This window comes from Streptomyces sp. NPDC059828 (assembly GCF_042731955.1).
In the GTDB taxonomy this organism is placed as follows: Bacteria; Actinomycetota; Actinomycetes; order Streptomycetales; family Streptomycetaceae; genus Streptomyces.
Genome location: NZ_JBHWIW010000003.1, coordinates 162,776 through 181,218 on the forward strand (window position 1 = coordinate 162,776; position 18,443 = coordinate 181,218).

Below are 18,443 nucleotides of genomic sequence, written 5' to 3' on the forward strand. Positions count from 1 at the left end.
AGGAGCAGACCTGTACCTGCGCAGACTGAAGACTGGTAACTGGCAGGCGACTGTCCGAAACCGGGCAGGAGACCGATTCAGCGAATCCTTTCCGCTGAAATCGCAGGCTCGGGTCTGGGGCGCCGAGATGGAGACCCAGTTCGCTCGTGGAACCATGCGTGACCCGCGCGCAGGAGAAATATCCTTCGGCGAGTGGCACGACCGATGGTGATACGCCCGCGTTGTGGAACCCAAAACGCTGCGTGGCGATGCCTCCACCATCAAGAACCACGTTCTGCCGCACTGGGCTGCCTGGGAGATGGCTGCCGTTACCCGCATGGACGTCCAGAGCTGGATCCGCGAGATGGTGGAGCAGGGCGTGGGCGCCTCCGCGATCAAGCGCGCCTACAACCTGACGTCTTCCATCATGCGCGCGGCCGTGGATGATGACGTGCTCGCGGTGAGCCCCTGTCGCAACATTGACCTGCCCGCCATCGCGATCAAGCCGCCGCAGTGGTTCACGCTCGACCAGGCACAAAGCATCCTGGATGAGCTGCCGGCCCCGTGGAAGACCATGTGCCTCATGGGCTTCTACACCGGCCTGCGCTGGGGGGAACTCGCTGGCCTGCATAGCCATCGCGTTGACCGGCGTCGCTCGCGCCTGTTCGTGGTCGAAGTCAACACCAAGAGCGGGATCAAGGAGTATCCCAAGAGCTCGAAGAGCCGACGGGAGGTTCCGCTGCCCGCGCATGTCCTGGAGGCCCTCGAACGTCATCTCCATCAGCTGGACAGGGACGCCTTGGTCTTCACCACGACCACCAAGGGGCGTGCGGGGCGTCGTCTCGATGACGGCAACTGGCGACGGCAGACGTGGTGGCCGGCCGTCGGCAAGGCCTCGTATTTCGACACTGACGGGGATCAGCGGCCCGTCCCGCACTACCCACCCCACTCCATGCGTCACACCTGCGCGTCGTGGCTTGTACAGAAGGGGGTGTCTCTATATGAGGTCCAGCACCTTCTCGGCCACGAGAGCTTCCAGACCACACAGCGCTACGCGCACCTGCAACCCGACGCCCACAAGGCTGTCCTCGGGGCATGGGAGTAGATCGACCCTAAGCCCTGTCCGCCACGGACAGGGCTTAGGCGCATTTGGTTACGTTCTGTGACGACCACCTGGCGGGTCCACGCCTCGGTGCGGGGTACGTCCGCTGCTTTCGGATGGACATTCCTCGGATCTGGCCCGCTCGACGAGCTGCCGCCGGACAGGGCATGATAGGGGCGTTGCTACCTTCTCCCGTGATCGTTTGTGTGGCTGATTGCTGCCTCGCCGGGTGGGTGGGGGTACTCGGGGCCCGGCCACAGGCCTGACATGGCGACAGCTGGCGCCTGCTGACCGTGACGCTCGTTTGACGCTCGGGCCCGAAATCAGCCCACCCGCAGAGCCGGTAAACCGCCTCTGACCAGCAGTTTTTCCAGGGCTGGGCCCTTGTGACGTGTAAACGATGACGCACCACGTGGAGTGCGTGGCGATCCTTGAACCCATCACAAAGGGCGTCTGACCTGCAGGTTTCCCAGTGTGTGTTATGTGCATTGGGGGCGTTGCGGGCGATATCTTGACGCTCATTTGACGCTCGCCGGACGCATTCCCAGATGGGGTGTCATTGTCGGATAGCCGCCTCCCGACCAGGCTGTGTACCAGGTCGCGAGGCGGTTCGGGTGGATGGTGGCGGGCCGGCCCGGGACTTGCCCGGATCCTGGCCCGCTTGTCGGCCGGGGCGGGGGAACGTCCTTCACCTTCGCCCCACCGCTGAGCCGCGATCACGACGGACGAGTCTCTGCTGCTGCTCGACCGCGAGAGTCTGCGGTCTTATGGCGCGGGCTTCCGCCTGCAACTCTTGGTCCGCCTGTTCGCCTGCGTAGATCCGGACGAGGTCGTGCATCCGGTAGCGGCCCGGGCCGCTACTCTCGGCCAGATTTGTGTCGTTTGGTGGCTCACGACGCGGAGCGCATGCTCGGATGGTTGACGGAGCGCACCAGCCACGTGGCGTGGCGCAGATTTCAAGAGCACGGCCGCACTCTCCTGGTGGCCAATGCGAACAGGACGCCGGTGGAGCGTCTCCTCGGGTGCGACATCATCTTCTACCCCCAGATCCATGATCTGCGCCTTCTGTCCGGACTCGCGGCCAGCGTGGGTGCCGGGCGCTCGCAGGTGTACGGGGATCGAGGGGTAGCCCGTGTCGAAGTGCGTGTAGTCGGCAGCCTTGACGCTGCGGACGAAGTCTCCCGAGGGGCGGAATCGCCGCCGCGCCCGCCGGTCGTAGGTCGGCGCCGACCCAGGTTCCGTCACGCACGCCGCTGCACCACTGCGGGGCTCCTGTGGCCGTGGTACCGCGAAGAGGCGCGCAGTGGAGCAGGTCGCCGGGAGCCCTGCGCGGCCAGCGGGGCCGATACACCCAGACCGTGCGTCCCGTGCGCCTGTCCTTCCGTCCGGCACCCAGAGCCGAAGGGCCCTGCGACCTCGGCCCAACGGGCCCTCACCGCCGGTACCGCACGGCCTGCCACCGGGGACTGTTGCCGTCCGGTTTCAGCCGGCCGCGAGTGACAGGGTTCATGTGCTCCCCGGCGTCACGCAGACGCCGGGGAGCACGCCATGTGCCTTGCTTTCCGCGGCACTTCGACACCGACCTCACGGGGGCTCTATGTCTTTTCACGTTGACTCCGAGACGGGCCGTCTGAAGCAGGTCATCCTGCACCGGCCGGACTTGGAACTGAAGCGGCTCACTCCCACGAACAAGGACGCGCTCCTCTTCGACGACGTGTTGTGGGTCAAGCGGGCCCGAGAGGAGCACGACGCCTTCGCCGACACGCTGCGCGACCGCGGAGTGCGTGTCCATCTCTTCGCGGACCTGCTGACCGAGACGCTGGCACTGCCCGCCGCTCGGCAGCTGAGGGTCGCGTCTTCGACGAGCGCGAGTTCGGGGCCTTGGCCACCGACCACTTCCGCGCCTATTTCGACTCCCTCGAGCCGACCGCGCTGACCGCCTGCCTCATCGGTGGTGTCACCAAGGGTGAACTGCTCGAGCGCGTCGGGACCACACCGAGTGTCCGGCTCCAGGCCATGGCCCCCGACGACTTCCTCCTCGCACCGCTGCCCAACCACCTGTTCACGCGCGACACATCGTGCTGGGCGTACGACGGGGTGAGCATCAACCCGATGAGCAAGCGGGCCCGCCGCCGTGAAACGGTCCACTTCGAGGCCGTCTACCGCCACCACCCCCTCTTCGGCAAGGGCGAGTTCCACCGGTGGACCGAGGGTGAGGGGGCCCACCCCGTCACCATCGAGGGTGGCGACGTCCTCGTCATCGGCAACGGCGCCGTGCTCGTCGGCATGAGCGAGCGCACCACTCCGCAGGCCGTGGAGAACCTGGCACTGCGCATGTTCGCCGCGGGCTCCGCCCGGCGGGTGGTGGCGATCAACATGCCCAAGCGCCGCAGCTTCATGCACCTGGACACTGTGATGACGATGGTCAGCGGCGACACCTTCACCCGTTACGCCGGCCTGGGCATGCTGCCGGTGTCCACGATCGAACCCGGCACGGGCGGGCAGGGACTGAAAATCACGGACCACGCACCCGAGTACATGGACCAGGCCATCGCCGACGCCCTGGGCCTGCCGTCCATCAACGTGCTCACACCCAGCCAGGACGTGCGCTCCGCCGAGCGGGAGCAATGGGCCGACGGCTGCAACGTGCTGGCCGTGGAGCCCGGGGTGGTCGTCGCCTACGAGCGCAACGTCACCACCAACACCCATCTGCGCAAGAACGGGTTGGAGGTCATCACCGTACGCGGCAGCGAGCTCGGCCGAGGCCGTGGCGGCCCTCGGTGCATGAGCTGCCCCATCGAACGAGAAGCCGCCTGACGCACTCCGGCGCCCGGACACCCCACCTCTGCCATACCCCTGACACACGCCCCGAGGAGCCAGAGCATGACCGTCGACCTGAGCCACCGCACCTTCCTCAAGGAACTCGACTTCACCCCGGTGGAGTTCCGCCACCTGCTGGAGCTGTCCGCGCGGATCAAAGCGGACCGTCGCAGTGGTTGCGAGGAGCAGAGGCTGCATGGCAAGAACATCGCCGTCATCTTCGAGAAGACCTCGACCAGGACCCGCTGCGCGTTCGAAGTGGCCGCCCACCAGCAGGGCGCGCACGTGACCTACCTGGAGCCCTCGAGCTCACAGCTCGGACACAAGGAGTCGATCAAGGACACCGCCCGGGTGCTGGGCCGCTACTACGACGGCATCGAATACCGGGGTAGCGACCAGCGCCTGGTGGAGGAGCTGGCCCGGTACGCCGGCGTGCCGGTGTGGAACGGGCTGACCGACCAGTGGCATCCCACCCAGTCGCTCGCCGACGTGCTCACCATGTGGGAGCACACCGACAAGCCGCTGCACCAGGTTTCCATCGCCTATCTGGGGGACGCCCGGAACAACGTCGGTAACTCCCTGCTGATCACCGGGGCAATGCTCGGCATGGACGTACGCATGGTCGGTCCCGGCTCTTTGCACAACGCCCCGGAGACAGTGGACGAGGCACGCAAGGTGGCAGCCGGCACCGGCGCACGGATCACGCTCACCGAGGACGTGGCCGAAGGGGTGGCCGGGGTCGACTTCGTCTACACCGACGTCTGGCTGTCGATGGGGGAGCCGCCGGAGCTGTGGGACGAACGCATCGCCCTGCTCAAGCCGTACCAGGTGACCTCCGCCGTCCTTCAGTCGACCGGGAACCCGCGGGTGAAGTTCATGCACTGCCTTCCCGCCTTCCACAACGGCGACACCACCGTCGTCGCGAAGATCGCCGCCCGCACCGGCATGACCGTGCTGGAGGTCACCGACGAGGTCTTCGAGTCCTCCCACTCCATCGTGTTCGACCAGGCCGAGAACCGGCTCCACACCATCAAGGCGGTTCTCGTCGCCACCCTCGCCGACTGACCCGGCCGCCCCTCACCCCCTGGAGAACACTCATGCGTGTCGTCGTCGCCCTGGGTGGCAACGCCCTGCTCCGCCGCCAGGAGCGCCCGGACGCCGCCGTGCAACTCGCCAACGTCCGCGCCGCCGTGGCGGCCCTCGCCCCGCTCGCCCACGAGCACGAGCTCGTCATCACCCACGGCAACGGGCCCCAGGTCGGCGTCCTCGCACTGGAAAGCGCCGCAGACCGCTCCCTGAGCAGCCCCTACCCCTTCGACGTCCTGGGCGCGGAGACCCAGGGCATGATTGGCTATTGGCTATTGGCTATTGGCTACTGGCTACTGGCTCCTGCAGTCCCTGCAGAACGCCCTTCCCGGCCGCCAGGTGTGCGCCCTGCTGAACCAGACCCTGGTCTCCGCGGCCGACCCCGCCTTCGCCGACCCGGCCAAGTTCGTCGGCCCCGTCTACGGACGGGATGAGGCCGAACGGCTGGCGGCCGACCGGGGCTGGACGGTCAGGCAGGACGGCACGCACTGGCGGCGTGTCGTACCTTCACCCCGCCCACAGAGGGTCATGGAGACCCGCCTGATCCGGCTGCTGCTCCAGTCGGGAGCGGTGGCCGTGTGCGCCGGAGGCGGCGGCGTACCGGTCGTCCGGGACGGACAGGGGCAGTTGACCGGAGTCGAAGCGGTGGTGGACAAGGACCTCACCGCGGCCCTCCTGGCCGAGGCGCTGGACGCCGACGCCCTGCTGCTGCTCACCGACGTCCCCCACGTCTCCCTCCACTACGGCACCCCTGAGGCCGAACCCATAGGACGAACCACCCCCGCAGCGCTGCGAGCCCAGCACTTTCCAGCGGGATCGATGGGCCCCAAGGTCGACGCCGTGTGCCGGTTCGTGGAACTCACGGGGGGGCACGGCAGCCATCGGCGCCCTCCAAGACGCCCGCGCCATCCTCGACGGGACCGCCGGCACCGTCGTCACACCCACCGGCCGCGACCTCGACGGCCGCCTCGACGCACATGAGGACCTGACATGAGCCTCGGCACCACCCCCCAGAGCCCCCGAGCCCACCGCCGACACGGCCGGCACCGCACCCACGAAGCGGCGCTTGTCGTTCCCCTCCGCGTTCACCGTCCTGATAGCGGTCACCGTCGCGGTCTGGGCCCTGACCTTCGTGCTGCCCGCCGGACGCTACGACACCAAGGACGGGAGCCCCGTCCCCGGCACCTACCGGTCGGTGGAGGTGACCACCGGCTTCTGGGAGCGGCTCAAGGACCTGTTCCTCTCACCGGTCAACGGCCTGTACGGCGTCACCGACACCCAGAGCGGTCTCACCACACCCGGTGGCACCGGAACCTTCGCGGGCGCCGCTGGAGTGTTCCTCTTCATCCTGGCCGTGGGGGCCTTCATCACCGTCACCATGCGCACCGGAGCCCTCACCGCCGGGGTGGCCCGTCTCGCTCAACGCCTGCGCCACCACAGAGCGGTGCTGCTCGTCGTCCTGCTGGCGGTGTTCTCCCTCGGCGGCACCACCTACGGATGGCGGAGGAAACCCTCGGCTTCTACGGGCTCATGATCCCCCTGATGCTCGGCCTGGGCTACGACCGCATGGTCGCCGCGACCGTCATCATGGTCGGCGCGGGAGTCGGCACCCTCGCCTCCACCGTGAACCCGTTCGCCACCGGAGTGGCCTCCGACAGCGCCGGCATCGGCACCGGAGACGGCATCCTGCTGCGCCTGGCGATGTGGGCCTGCCTGACGACGCTGGCAGCCGCGTACCTGCTGCGCTACGCCCGCCGCGTCACCGCCGACCCCTCCCGCTCCCTGACCCTGCTCACCGAGGACGACCGTCGTCTCCAGACCGAAGGCGGCGACCAGGTGGAGCTCACCAGTCGTCAGCGCGCCGTCCTGGGCCTCTTCGCGGCCACCTTCCTCTTCATGATCTTCGCTGTGGTCCCCTGGACGGATCTGCACGTCACCTTCCTGCCTACACTCGGTTGGTACTTCCCCGAGCTCGCCGCCCTTTTCATCGTCGCGGCCGTCCTCGTCGGGCTGATCGGAGGCTTGCGGGAGAAGGGCACCGCGGAGGCCGTCACCGCCGGAGCGGGAGACTTCATCGGCGCGGCCATGATCGTCATGCTGGCAAGGGGTGTCACCGTCATCATGAACAACGCCAGCGTCACCGACACCATCCTCAACACCCTGCATGGGGCGGTGTCCGGCACATCGTCCGGCGTGTTCGCCGTCCTGATGTTCGTGGTGAACCTCCCCCTGGCGTTCTTCGTCCCCTCCTCCGGCCACGCCGCGCTCGCCATGCCGATCCTCGCGCCGCTGGCCGACTTCGCCGGAGTCAGCCGAGCCCTGGTGGTCACCGCCTACCAGTCGGCCTCGGGATGGGTGAACCTCATCACCCCCACTTCCGCTGTCGTCATGGGCGGCCTTGCCCTGGCCAAGGTCCGCTACGACCAGTACCTGCGCTTCATAACGCCCCTCATGGGCATACTGCTGGTGGCGGTAGCCGGCTTCCTGGCACTCGGCGCGGCCCTGAGCTGAGTCCCGTCACGATGTCCCGGGCCTGGCAGCCCGATTCTCGGCCTGCCAGGCCACCACTGTGTCCACCGCGCGTTGCGGGCCTCATGGGCGCGCCGGACGGGCCATCAGGCCCTGGGAGCCGCTCCATTGTTCGGTGACAGTGAGATCTGGCAGGGGCAGGGCGCCCATCAGCCGTTCCAAGGAGGTGGGCCACATGCTCGGACTGCTGGTCATCGGAGCCGTCACATCGATCGGGCTCGGCGCGATTCTCGTGTTCGCCGTCGACTGGCAATGGGACGGTGCTGACCGGCCACTGGTGGGACTGATCATGATGGCGGTCGGGATGCTCGCCCTTGTCGCCGCCACGAACATGTACGGCCACGACTCCCACTCCGGGAAGGCGTCGTGAGCCCGCCCCCTCCGCGCGGAATGGACAGTGCCGGTGCGGATGCCGTCCTGATACCCAACCATGGCGCAGGTCCAGTCACTTGGCCCCACGCCCAGTTCCAAGACTGACTCCCGGGAGTCACGGGGCAGGTGCACTTGCTCTGACGCTCCACGGCGCGACTCGTGTGGGTGACAGCCCCGGCTCCACGCCCGGCGTCGGGGCGGTGGCTCGTGCCGGTGTCCATCCCGTCTGCCTCGTACAGAGCAGGCACGTGGCTGTGGTCCGCCCGGGCGGAGCAGGGTGGGCCCATCCGGCCCTTACCGCGCGGCTTTTGCTGTGTCAGTGTCTGAGGCGGCGGGTGCACTTCCGGCCGTGGGGTCGGTGGACTCGCGGGAGGTCCCATGCCCCGGGGCGCTGCTGAGACGGTCCGCACTCCTGCGGCGCGGCGCGTCGCATGCTTCGGCTACGCCGGCCCGGCTCCCGCCTGCCGCCCGCGACCACACATGACGGAGGAAGCATGCGCAAGGACGAGCGGCCGGACGGCGTACCGCTGACCGACGAGGAGCTCAGTGCGCTGGATGCGCACTGGAGGGCCGCCAACTACCTTTCGGCGGGCCAGATCTACTTGATGGACAACCCTCTGCTGAAGAAGCCGCTGGAACCGGTGCACATCAAACCGCGGCTGCTCGGCCACTGGGGCACCTCCCCGGGGCTCAATCTCGTGCACACCCACCTCAACCGGATCATCAAGCGGCACGGCATCGACGCACTCTGCGTCTGGGGTCCCGGACACGGCGGGCCGGCCGTTCTCGCCAACTCCTGGCTGGAGGGCAGCTACAGCGAGGTCTACCCGGACGTGAGCCGTGACGAGGACGGCATGGCGCGGCTGTTCCGGCAGTTCTCCTTCCCCGGCGGAGTGCCGAGCCATGTGGCGCCCGAAACCCCCGGCTCGATCCACGAGGGCGGCGAACTGGGCTATTCCCTGTCGCACGCCTACGGCGCCGCCCTGGACAACCCGGACCTGCTGGTGGCGTGCGTCATCGGCGACGGCGAGGCGGAGACGGGACCGCTGGCCGCCTCCTGGCACTCCGACAAGTTTCTCGACCCCGTCCACGACGGAGCGGTCCTGCCCATCCTCCACCTCAACGGATACAAGATCGCGAACCCCGCCGTGCTTGCGCGGATGCCGGAGACGGAGCTCGACGAGCTGCTGCGCGGCTATGGCCACGATCCCCTGCACGTAACCGGTGATGACCCGCGCCAAGTCCACCAGGCCATGGCCGCCGCGATGGACACGGCCCTCGACCACATCCGGCGCATCCAGCACCAAGCCCGAACCGGCGCCCCCGCCGGACGGCCGCGCTGGCCGGTGATCGTCCTGCGCACTCCCAAGGGCTGGACCGGCCCCGCCGAGGTCGACGGCGTGCCCGTCGAGGGCACCTGGCGTTCCCACCAGGTGCCCCTGGCGCAAGTCCGCGACAACGACGACCACCGGGCCCAACTGGAAGCGTGGCTGCGCTCGTACCGTCCCGAGAAGCTCTTCGACGAGACCGGCCGGCCGAGCCCCCAGGTGCTGGAATGCGTGCCGGAGGGCGAACGGAGGCTCGGTGCGACACGCCACGCCAATGGCGGCCTGCTCCTGCGGGACCTGCCCCTGCCTCCGCTCGAAGGCTTCGCCGTCCCCGTGGACCGGCCCGGCGCGACCCGCCACGAGCCGACCGGGGTACTCGGACAGTTCCTCGAAAGCGTCATGGCATCCACCGGCGAGCGCCGCGACTTCCGCCTCGTCGGCCCCGACGAGACCGCCTCGAACCGCCTCCAGGCCGTGTACGAGGCGAGCGGCAAGGCATGGCAGGACCCGGTCCTGGACACTGATGAGCATCTCGACCGGCACGGCCGGGTGATGGAGATCCTCTCCGAGCACACGTGCCAGGGCTGGCTGGAGGGCTACCTTCTGACGGGCAGGCACGGGCTGTTCTCCTGTTACGAAGCCTTTGTCCACATCGTGGACTCCATGGTCAACCAGCACATCAAATGGCTCAAGACCTCACGCGCCCTGCACTGGCGCGCGCCCATCGCCTCCCTCAACTACCTGCTGACGTCCCATGTGTGGCGCCAGGACCACAACGGCTTCTCCCACCAGGACCCCGGCTTCGTCGACCACGTCCTGAACAAGAGCCCCGAGGTCGTCCGCGTCTACCTGCCCCCGGACGCCAACACCCTGCTGTCCGTCGCCGACCACGCGTTGCGCAGCCGTGACTACGTGAACGTGATCGTGGCCGGCAAGCAGCCGTGCTTCGACTGGCTCTCCCTGGAGGACGCCCGCGCGCACTGCGCCCGCGGCGCCGGCGTGTGGGAATGGGCAGGCAGCGAGCACGGCACGCGCGAGCCCGAGGTCGTCCTTGCCTGCGCCGGCGACGTACCCACCCAGGAGATCCTCGCGGCGGCCGGCCTCCTGCGGCGCCATCTGCCCCAGCTCGCCGTGCGCGTGGTGAACGTCGTCGACATGACCCGGCTCATGCCCCACGAGGAACACCCGCACGGCATGACCGACCTGGAATACGACGCCCTGTTCACCCGCGACAAGCCGGTGATCTTCGCCTACCACGGCTACCCCTGGCTCGTGCACCGCCTCGCCTACCGCCGCGCCGGACACCCGAACCTCCACGTCCGCGGCTACAAGGAGATGGGCACCACGACGACCCCCTTCGACATGGTCGTACGCAACGACCTCGACCGCTACCGCCTCGTGATGGACGTGATCGACCGCGTTCCCGGCCTCGCCGTACGGGCCGTGAGCGTACGGCAGGCCATGGCGGACGCCCGCGTCCGCCACCACGCCTGGATCCGAGAGCACGGCACTGACATGCCCGAAGTCGCCGACTGGACCTGGGGCTACGACCGGTACCCGGCCTGATCCCACCGTCCACACGCCGTAACCCCGGACGTCTCGGGCAGGCCGCCGCAGCACCCCAGCGCGGCCTCGCCCGACCCGCAGAATCGCTCAGGGGCGGGAGTCGAGCCCGCGCTTGCACATCACGTCAGCCTCCCCTGCGGAGCGGGAGGCGACCGCGACGCGGCGGCGGGTGCCGCCGCTCGTGCAGTGCCTTCCGGCGGCTGCGGGGGTCCAACGGCCCTGGCACCCCCCCACCCGGCTCCCGGCATTCTCAAGGACTTGGGGGCATCCCGCGTGCCCGCAGCCACACCGGGCCGTCCGGCTCGCCGCACGCGCCAGGCCGACCGCCTGGTGCCTCTCGGTGAGAGCGGCACATCCCTGATGAGGTGTGACGCGTGGCGCACCAGCGGCAGAACCGGGTACGGGCTTCGACGATCGGCAGGGTGTGGGCGGTCAGGGGGGGCAGGCGTCGAAGCGGTGGACGAGTTCGGCGCTGCGCCTGGGGCGGGTGATGATCGGCAGCGCGCCTTCTTCCATGGCCAGTTCCTTCCATGGCCAGGGGCTCAGCATCCGGGCAAACTTGCCCCCAGCGTTCCGGAAGGTCCAACTGCTATAGCTCGCTCGGCCATACGGACGAGGCGTCTCGCCGGTCGGCCGCCAGCCGGTTGACCACGCCGACGACGCCGTCGACTCGCCATGCGGCCCGGATCAGCGCCATGGTGTTGATCTCAGGTCCGGCGGCGCCCTCAATGGTGACGACCCCGTCTCGGACATCTATGTGGAGTTTGCCGGCGTCGTCAGCGGGACCGTGGAGGCAGACAGCGCCTGCTATGTCTTCGCGGATCTCCTCGTCGGTGCGCAGGAAGACGCTCAGGAGGTCGCGGCGTGTGGTGATGCCGATGAGACGGTCCTCCTCGTCCACGACGGGTAGCCGGTCGATGTGGCAGCGTTCCATGATGCGCGCCGCGTCGACCACGCGCTGCTCGGGATGCACGGTGACCGCGGGACTCGACATCAGCCCGCCGGCCGTCAGGGCCGGGGCGGTGGGGCGAGCGCGGGCGATCCTCCTCAGGGCTCCCAGCACGCGGTCCCGGTCGGCCCCGGTCCGGCCGCGAGCCGCCTGTCGCCGGGTCAGGTCGGTCTGCGAGACCACGCCCATGACCTTGTCGTCGTCGTCCACCACCGGCAGACCGCTGATGCGGTGGGACGTGAGCAGGCGGGCCAGCTCCTTGAGGGAGGTGTCCGGATGTGCCTTGACCACTTCGCTCGACATCACTTCGCCCACAGTCCGGTGCTTCACCACGGTTCTCATCTCCATTCGCCTGACAAGCTCTTGGCCTCCGCCCGCGGCACCACGGTCGTCCCCGGCACAAAGGGAATGTGTCCCGGGGCGATCCCGTTCCCGAGTCCTCGATAGACGCCGACGGCCTCGTGCCCGGCTACGAACGGAGAGGGCTTGACCGGCCGGTCACCGTGGGCCGCGTCAATGTCCGTATGGCACAGCCCGGACGCCTCGACGCGGATGCGCACCTGCCAACGGCTCTCTCAGGGTCTTCACCACTGCTGCCTCCATCGCCCGTTCCTCCTGCTTGTCGTCGCCACCAGCGTGGGCCGCGGTGGGGAGGGCGAACAGAACCGGTCAGGACCTGTACCGCGGGCCCTTCGGCCCGTGATCTGTCGGGCCACTCGGCGTGCGGGAGACGAGGGCCCAATGGCACTGGGACAGCCCCCTTCGACCCCTGCCGCGGGGCAGGCGGGAGCCCGCACGCTGGCGCCACCTGCATCGGCACCGGGCCTCCGAACGCTTCCAGGACGTCCCCGCTTACTGGGCCTGCCCGCCTCCATCCCCGCGGAAGGCGTCGCCTCCTACGCGGCCGCCGTGGAGCGCTGCGCGACGCGGTCGGTATCGCCCCGTCCTTCCGCGCCCTGGGCATCGACGAGACGGCATACATCGGCGATCTGCCTCAGCCGGCGCTGAACGCCTACGAGGACCAGTGAGCCCCGGCCAACCCGCGCATGCCGATGCTCGACGATATGGAGGACATCATGCGCGCCGCGTACTACGCCGGGCCCCGGCCACTGCCCTTGACCTGACCCTCCGTCCACCCACACGGCCGATAGGCTGTCCCGGTACGGGCGGGGGATCGACGGAGGAGGCCCGGTGGGTGTGGAGGAGCCGCTGTCGCGGATGCCTCAGATGCGGCTCGACGAGCTGCTGGAGGAACTGCAGGCGCGTATCAACGCCGCGCGCGGCACCCGGGACCGGGTGCACAGCCTGCTGGAGGCGGTCGTCTCGGTGGGCCGCGAACTGGACCTTGCGCAGGTGCTGCGACGGATCGTGGAAGCCGCCGCACTGCTGGTCGATGCCCAGTACGCGGCGCTCGGAGTGATCGGCCCCGACGGACGGAGCCTGTCGCAGTTCCTCACCGTCGGCCTGACAGAGCAGGAGAGCGCCGGGATCGGGCCCCTGCCGGCCGGGCACGGCATCCTCGGCGAGCTCATCCGCAATCCCGAACCGCTCCGCCTGACCGACCTCGGCGCCCATGAGGCGTCCTACGGCTTCCCCTCCGACCACCCGCCGATGCGGACGTTCCTCGGCGTGCCCATCCGCGTCCGCGACGAGGTCTTCGGCAACCTCTACCTGACCGACAAGCACGGGGGCATGGACTTCGACGCTGAGGACGAGTCGGTGATCTCCACGCTGTCCGTCGCCGCCGGGGTCGCCATCGACAACGCCCGGCTCTACGAAGCCTCGCAGCGCCAGCAACGCTGGCTGCAGGCGAACGCGGAGATCACCAACAGCCTGCTCTCGGGCAGCCCGCGCCTGGAGGTCCTGGAGCTGATCGCCCGCCGAGCCCGGGAGATCACGGAGGCTACGCTCGCCGACGTGTCCGTGCCCGTGGCCGGTACGGACGACCTCGTCGTCGAGCTGGCCATCGGTGCCGACGACGACACCCGCCGCGGCCTTGTCGTACCGGTCGAAGGCACCCTTTCCGGCGCCGCCTACCAGGCCGGTGCACCCGTGACCACGGCCGGCCTCGCCGAGGACGACCGGTACAGCGCCGGGCCCGGCCGCTTCGACGGCCTGGGCCCGGCGGTCGCCGTCCCCCTGGGCACAGCAGCCAAGGACACCCGGGGAGTGCTGCTGCTGGCCCGCCACCAAGGAGAGCCGGTCTTCACCGGAGCCGAACTGGAGCCGCTGCTGGCCTTCGCCGGACAGGCCGCGCTCGCCCTCGAGCTGGCCGAACGCCGCAGCGACGCCGAGCAGCTCGCGCTCCTGGAGGACCGCGACCGCATCGCCCGGGACCTGCACGACCTCGCCATACAGCGCCTGTTCGCGACCGGCATGACGTTGCAGAGCGCCGCACGCCTCGTGCAGCACGAGGGCGCCGCCGAACGGGTCTCGCGCGCCGTCGGAGACCTCGACGAGACCATCAAGATCATCCGTTCCACCATCTTCGGCCTGCAAGCCCGCGAGGAGGACACGGGACCGAGCCTGCGGGCGCGCATAGCCCGCACCGTGGGCGAGACGGCGACTGTGCTCGGGTTCCCGCCCCGCCTGAGCATGGAGGGCCTGCTGGACACGGACGTACCGCCGCAGGTGGCCGATCACGTCACGGCAGCGCTGACCGAAATGCTCAGCAACGCCGCCCGCCACGCACACGCCACCCGGGTGGAGATCGTCCTGCAGGCCACCTCCGACGAAGTCCTCCTCACCGTGACGGACAACGGCAGAGGCATTCCTGCCGACGGCCGGCGCAGCGGCCTGAACAACCTCGAAGAGCGGGCCCGAAAAGTGGGTGGCACCGTGGAGATCGGGCGCCCGGACGAGGGTGGCAGCCGGCTGGTGTGGCGCGCGCCTCTCGCCTCCGGCCCTGGCGATTGATCGCCCGCTTCCCAGCAGGCGAACATCCGATCCTTCCGGTGCAGGCCGGGGACGGCGGCCCGTCTGCGGCCCCACCCGACGTTCTGAGGGCCGCCGTGGAACAGGCGCCCGCAGTCGGGGTGACAGCGGCGTTTGCCGTCGCAGGACTCGGTCATCCGGTGCGACTGGCTCTACGCGATGACCTGCAAGCCCGTCACCAGGTCCGGCCGGATACGCAATGCGGCATACATGGCGGGGTGTTGCGCCCACGGGCGCAGACGGGCTGCGAAGCGCGCGAGTTCCCTCTCGTCGGTGACCCCGTGGGCGTAACCGGTGACCACCACGCTCCAGCCGACGTGCGTCTCGAGGTCGATGACATCAGCCTCGTAGGCCACCACGACACCTGCGGCCTGGTTCGGCGTCACGATGGAGGCGAGCGTGGCGCCGTCGTGCAGCTGGACGATGATGTCCTCGCCGTCCATGAGGTGGTTCACCGGGCGGATGGCCGGCAGGGCCTGATGGGTGAAGACGATGCGCCCGAGCGAGACGCTGCCGAGCAGCCGCAGGCCCTCGACACGGCCGAGCTGTTCTGTCCGCCGGGGCGCCACCGCCTCACGGTGGCCGTCCACCATGGTGTGCGTGGCTTCGTCCTTCATCGTGCCCACCTTCTGCTCCAGCTCGGCCCTGGACGACTTCGCTGCCTCCAGCCAGCGTCTCCCGCTGCACGCTGCCTCAGTAGGGCCGAACGGACCTTTCAGCCGCGCCGGTTCGGCCATCGCCGCAGGCCGGATCTCTCCGAGGGGTCAGGCGAAGGAGCAGGGCACGACGTGGTGCACACCCAGGGCGCGGACGACGCGAGCAGTAAGCCACTGGATGCGGCACAGGCTCAAGCGCACACCGGCAGCCACGCACCGGCGGTGCATGCGCAGGAACAGCGCCACGCCGGAACTGTCGCAGAAGGTGACGTCTGCCAGGTCGAGCACCAGTTCGCGCGCGGTCTCCCGCGTGAGATGGGTCAGCTCCGCCTCGATGTGCGCAACGGTGTACAGGTCGAGCTCCCCGGCCAGGGCGACCGCCGTCGTACTGTGGTCCAGCGGGGTCGTGGTCAGGCTGATCTGGGGCGTCGTCATGGCGGCAGCCCTGCTTTCTTGATCCAAGCGGTGTCCCGGGGCCATTGCCCCGGCCGTGCCGGCGCACGCGGGGAAGTCAACCGGACCGCGAGCGAAGGCAGCAGGTCCGGCGGGTCCCTCACCATGGGGCCGAAGGCCCCTCGCCAGCGATGCCTCGTCGTCGCAGCGGGAACGGAGGGCCGCACAACGGGGGCGCCGACGGATGCCGTTCATCCGGCTCGTGATCGTCGTCCACAGGGGGTGCGCCGGCCTTTGCGGCATCGGGTACCGGCGATTGCCGGGCCTGGCCGGGGCATGGGGGCCGTCCGGCCCTGGGCGATGGTCCCGCTCGCGCGACAGGATACCCAGGGAGCCCCTCGGGGCGGAGAATTCGGCGAACACGGAGTGTGCGATGACAGACAGCAGCGGCGGCCTCACCGAGAAGGCACCGATCAGGGTCTTCCTTCTCGACGACCACGAGGTGGTGCGTCGCGGTGTGCACGATCTGCTGGACGCCGAGCCCGACCTGACCGTGGTCGGGGAGGCCGGTACGGCCGAGCAGGCACTGGTGCGGGTGCCAGCACTGCGCCCGCAGGTCGCTGTCCTCGACGTGCGGCTGCCGGACGGGGACGGCGTGAGCGTGTGCCGGGAACTGCGGTCGCGCGTGCCCGACCTGGCCTGTCTGATGCTGACCTCGTTCGACGACGAGGAGGCGCTGCTCGACGCGATCATGGCCGGCGCATCCGGTTACGTCCTCAAGCAGATCACCGGCACGGACCTGGTCACCGCCGTGCGCACGGTCGCCTCGGGCCAGTCCATGCTCGACCCCGGCGCCACGGCACGGGTGATGGCCCGGCTGCGTGGCGGATCCCCCCAGGAGGAGCAGCGCCAGGGGCTGCCCGGATTGACCGAGCGGGAGCGGGAGATTCTCGCTCTAGTGGGAGAAGGTCTGACGAACCGGGAGATCGGCAAGCGCCTGTATCTGGCGGAGAAGACCGTCAAGAACAACATCTCGCGGCTGCTCGCCAAGTTGGGTGTCGAACGCCGGGTGCAGGCCGCCGTCATCGCTACCCAGGCACTGGCCGCCCAGAAGGACCAGGCCGGTTCGGCCGGGCGGGAAGCCCGCCCGCGAGGCTGAACGCCAGTTTCGTACGCGGATGCGTACTGATGACAGGGCCCCTGCTCCGTGACGCGCCGGAGCCGAGCAGGGGCCGCTGTCGGCATCCCGGCCTACGAAGAGCACGACGGGCGCGGCCGCCGGACTCCTTCGCGCCCTGACATCCGGCGACGTCTGGACGGGCCACCTGTCGTGGATGTCGTTTCGAGGCGGGTCCGGAAGTCCCTTTGCCGCGCCGTCGCATGATTGATGTCGGCGAGTCGCTGATGGCGACCGGCCAACTCGGCAGTCGTCAGCGTCATGCGGAATCCGGCCTGTGGTCAGGCGGACGCCTGCTGAGCTCGTTTCACAGGCGAGCTCTGCCCCGGGTCAGGTCGGCTTCGATGTACTGGGCGCCCCTGACGCCTACACGCCGGGGCTGCACATGACCCAGGTGATCGAGGGCGCTTTGGCCCGTTGGCGGGTCTCGGACGGGTTGACCTCGCTGGTGCGCAGGCTGGCTCTGCGGCGAGCGACGACAGCTCGGCCCGGAATGCGTTCCTGGTCGTGGAATCGCCTTGCGATCCGGCCGCTTCGGCGGTCCCGGCGGTGTCGTCTTCATGGCGGGGGCCGGCCATGTGCTCGGCCCCCGCCACCGGGAGACGGTCAGTCGTGCGGAACGACAGCGACGGGGCAGGGCGCATGGTGCAAGGCGGCGTGAGCGACCGATCCGATGCGGGTACCGACGGGCGCGTGGCGCGTCCGTCGGCCGACCACGAGCAGCTGCGCGTTCGACACGGCCGACAGCAGTACCTGTCCCGCGCTGCCGATCTCGACGTGCTCGGTAACGGGGACGTCGGGGAACCGCTCCCGCCACGGGGCGAGGGCCTCCGCCAGCGCCTTCTTCTCGAAGGGCTCCAGTCCGCCCGCCTCGTCCGCCAGGCACATCGAGCCGGGGCTGTAGGCGAAGACCGGCGGCAGGTTCCAGGCCCGTACCGCACGCACGGCCGCGCCGCGTGCGGCCGCCTCCTCGAAGGCGAAACCGAGCACAGCGTCGCTGTCCTCCGGCGTGCCCTGCTGGCCCACGACGATCTCGCCGCCCTGCGCCTGCGTCTGCCCGCCACGGGCGCGCACGGAGATGACGGGCCGTTTCGCGGCGGCGATCACCTGCTGACCGTAGGAGCCGAGGAGGAAGCCGACGAACGCCCCGTGCCCCCGCGAACCCAGCACCAGCATCTCGGACGCTTCGGCCTCCCTCAGCAGAGCGGCGACCGCGGTGTCCTGGACCACTTCGGCGGTGACCGTGAGAGCCGGGTGACGGCCAGCGATGTGAGTCTCCGCTTCTCGGAGCACCGTGTGGGCGGACTTGGCCTGCGTCTCCCTGTCCTGGACGACCGGGACGTCCAGCGGCTGCCAGAGCCAGGCGTGCACGATACGCAGCGGCATCCCGCGCAGTTCGGCTTCGCGTGCCGCCCAGCCGGCCGCTGCCAGGCTCTCCGCGGAACCGTCCACTCCTACGGTGATGTTGCTGGTCATGAGGGTGCCTCCATACGGTTCGACGGGCACGCCGCTTTGGCCGCCCTTTCCCGTCCTCAGCATCCGTGCGAAGGCG

The 18,443-nt window shown here is 69.4% G+C and carries 11 protein-coding genes and 4 pseudogenes; 10 read left to right on the top strand and 5 right to left on the bottom strand.

The window, feature by feature from the left end; all coding sequences use genetic code 11:
* Positions 1-223 precede the first annotated feature (223 nt).
* The 7 genes and pseudogenes from ACFV6V_RS03040 (at position 224) to ACFV6V_RS03070 (ending at position 10,782) form a co-directional block, all read left to right on the top strand.
* Positions 224-1,084 (top strand): tyrosine-type recombinase/integrase, encoded by an 861-nt coding sequence (locus tag ACFV6V_RS03040; protein WP_385558211.1) that lies wholly within the window; start codon positions 224-226, stop codon positions 1,082-1,084.
* A 1,594-nt stretch (positions 1,085-2,678) separates the two neighbouring features.
* Positions 2,679-3,898 (top strand): annotated as a pseudogene (locus tag ACFV6V_RS03045) (arginine deiminase).
* A gap of 66 nt (positions 3,899-3,964) precedes the next feature.
* Positions 3,965-4,966 carry an ornithine carbamoyltransferase gene (gene argF, locus ACFV6V_RS03050; RefSeq protein WP_385558214.1) on the top strand — a complete coding sequence of 334 codons (1,002 nt, stop codon included), beginning with the start codon at positions 3,965-3,967 and terminating at the stop codon, positions 4,964-4,966.
* 303 nt (positions 4,967-5,269) lie between these two features.
* Positions 5,270-5,968 (top strand): hypothetical protein, encoded by a 699-nt coding sequence (locus ACFV6V_RS03055; protein ID WP_385558217.1) that lies wholly within the window; start codon positions 5,270-5,272, stop codon positions 5,966-5,968.
* A gap of 85 nt (positions 5,969-6,053) precedes the next feature.
* Positions 6,054-7,498 (top strand): annotated as a pseudogene (locus ACFV6V_RS03060) (YfcC family protein).
* 193 nt (positions 7,499-7,691) lie between these two features.
* The gene (locus tag ACFV6V_RS03065) at positions 7,692-7,886 is read left to right on the top strand and encodes a hypothetical protein (protein ID WP_385558220.1); all 195 of its coding nucleotides are present in this window, start codon (positions 7,692-7,694) and stop codon (positions 7,884-7,886) included.
* A gap of 496 nt (positions 7,887-8,382) precedes the next feature.
* Positions 8,383-10,782: a phosphoketolase gene (locus tag ACFV6V_RS03070; protein ID WP_385558223.1), complete on the top strand. Its 2,400-nt coding sequence runs from the start codon at positions 8,383-8,385 to the stop codon at positions 10,780-10,782.
* Positions 10,783-11,371: 589 nt separating this feature from the next.
* On the opposite strand, the gene ACFV6V_RS03075 is transcribed toward ACFV6V_RS03070, so the two are convergent.
* Positions 11,372-12,061: a CBS domain-containing protein gene (locus ACFV6V_RS03075; protein WP_385558226.1), complete on the bottom strand. Its 690-nt coding sequence runs from the start codon at positions 12,059-12,061 to the stop codon at positions 11,372-11,374.
* A gap of 8 nt (positions 12,062-12,069) precedes the next feature.
* A pseudogene (locus ACFV6V_RS03080) lies at positions 12,070-12,294 on the bottom strand (alcohol dehydrogenase catalytic domain-containing protein); the annotation flags it as partial.
* 257 nt (positions 12,295-12,551) lie between these two features.
* Here ACFV6V_RS03080 and ACFV6V_RS03085 point away from each other — a divergent pair.
* Both ACFV6V_RS03085 and ACFV6V_RS03090 read left to right on the top strand, forming a co-directional pair.
* Positions 12,552-12,855, top strand: a pseudogene (locus tag ACFV6V_RS03085) (bifunctional acetaldehyde-CoA/alcohol dehydrogenase); the annotation flags it as partial.
* 67 nt (positions 12,856-12,922) lie between these two features.
* Positions 12,923-14,647, top strand: a complete 1,725-nt coding sequence (locus tag ACFV6V_RS03090) for a GAF domain-containing protein (RefSeq protein ID WP_385558229.1) — start codon at positions 12,923-12,925, stop codon at positions 14,645-14,647.
* A gap of 170 nt (positions 14,648-14,817) precedes the next feature.
* Here ACFV6V_RS03090 and ACFV6V_RS03095 read toward each other — a convergent pair whose 3' ends face one another.
* Positions 14,818-15,282 carry a pyridoxamine 5'-phosphate oxidase family protein gene (locus ACFV6V_RS03095; RefSeq protein ID WP_385558232.1) on the bottom strand — a complete coding sequence of 155 codons (465 nt, stop codon included), beginning with the start codon at positions 15,280-15,282 and terminating at the stop codon, positions 14,818-14,820.
* Between the two features lie 147 nt (positions 15,283-15,429).
* Complete coding sequence (locus ACFV6V_RS03100) at positions 15,430-15,756, bottom strand: STAS domain-containing protein (protein ID WP_361281858.1); 327 nt, start codon at positions 15,754-15,756, stop codon at positions 15,430-15,432.
* Positions 15,757-16,147: 391 nt separating this feature from the next.
* On the opposite strand from ACFV6V_RS03100, the gene ACFV6V_RS03105 reads away from it, so the two are divergent.
* The gene (locus ACFV6V_RS03105) at positions 16,148-16,873 is read left to right on the top strand and encodes a response regulator (protein ID WP_385558235.1); all 726 of its coding nucleotides are present in this window, start codon (positions 16,148-16,150) and stop codon (positions 16,871-16,873) included.
* A 624-nt stretch (positions 16,874-17,497) separates the two neighbouring features.
* On the opposite strand, the gene ACFV6V_RS03110 is transcribed toward ACFV6V_RS03105, so the two are convergent.
* Entirely contained in the window at positions 17,498-18,367 is an 870-nt protein-coding gene (locus ACFV6V_RS03110) for a universal stress protein (protein ID WP_361281854.1), read from the bottom strand.
* Positions 18,368-18,443 lie beyond the last annotated feature (76 nt).

Coding starts and splice junctions, on each gene's coding strand:
- ACFV6V_RS03100 (WP_361281858.1), bottom strand. CDS start 15,756: ATGACGACGCCCCAGATCAGCCTGACCACGACCCCGCTGGACCACAGT.
- ACFV6V_RS03065 (WP_385558220.1), top strand. CDS start 7,692: ATGCTCGGACTGCTGGTCATCGGAGCCGTCACATCGATCGGGCTCGGC.
- argF (WP_385558214.1), top strand. CDS start 3,965: ATGACCGTCGACCTGAGCCACCGCACCTTCCTCAAGGAACTCGACTTC.
- ACFV6V_RS03105 (WP_385558235.1), top strand. CDS start 16,148: ATGACAGACAGCAGCGGCGGCCTCACCGAGAAGGCACCGATCAGGGTC.
- ACFV6V_RS03070 (WP_385558223.1), top strand. CDS start 8,383: ATGCGCAAGGACGAGCGGCCGGACGGCGTACCGCTGACCGACGAGGAG.
- ACFV6V_RS03110 (WP_361281854.1), bottom strand. CDS start 18,367: ATGACCAGCAACATCACCGTAGGAGTGGACGGTTCCGCGGAGAGCCTG.
- ACFV6V_RS03095 (WP_385558232.1), bottom strand. CDS start 15,282: ATGAAGGACGAAGCCACGCACACCATGGTGGACGGCCACCGTGAGGCG.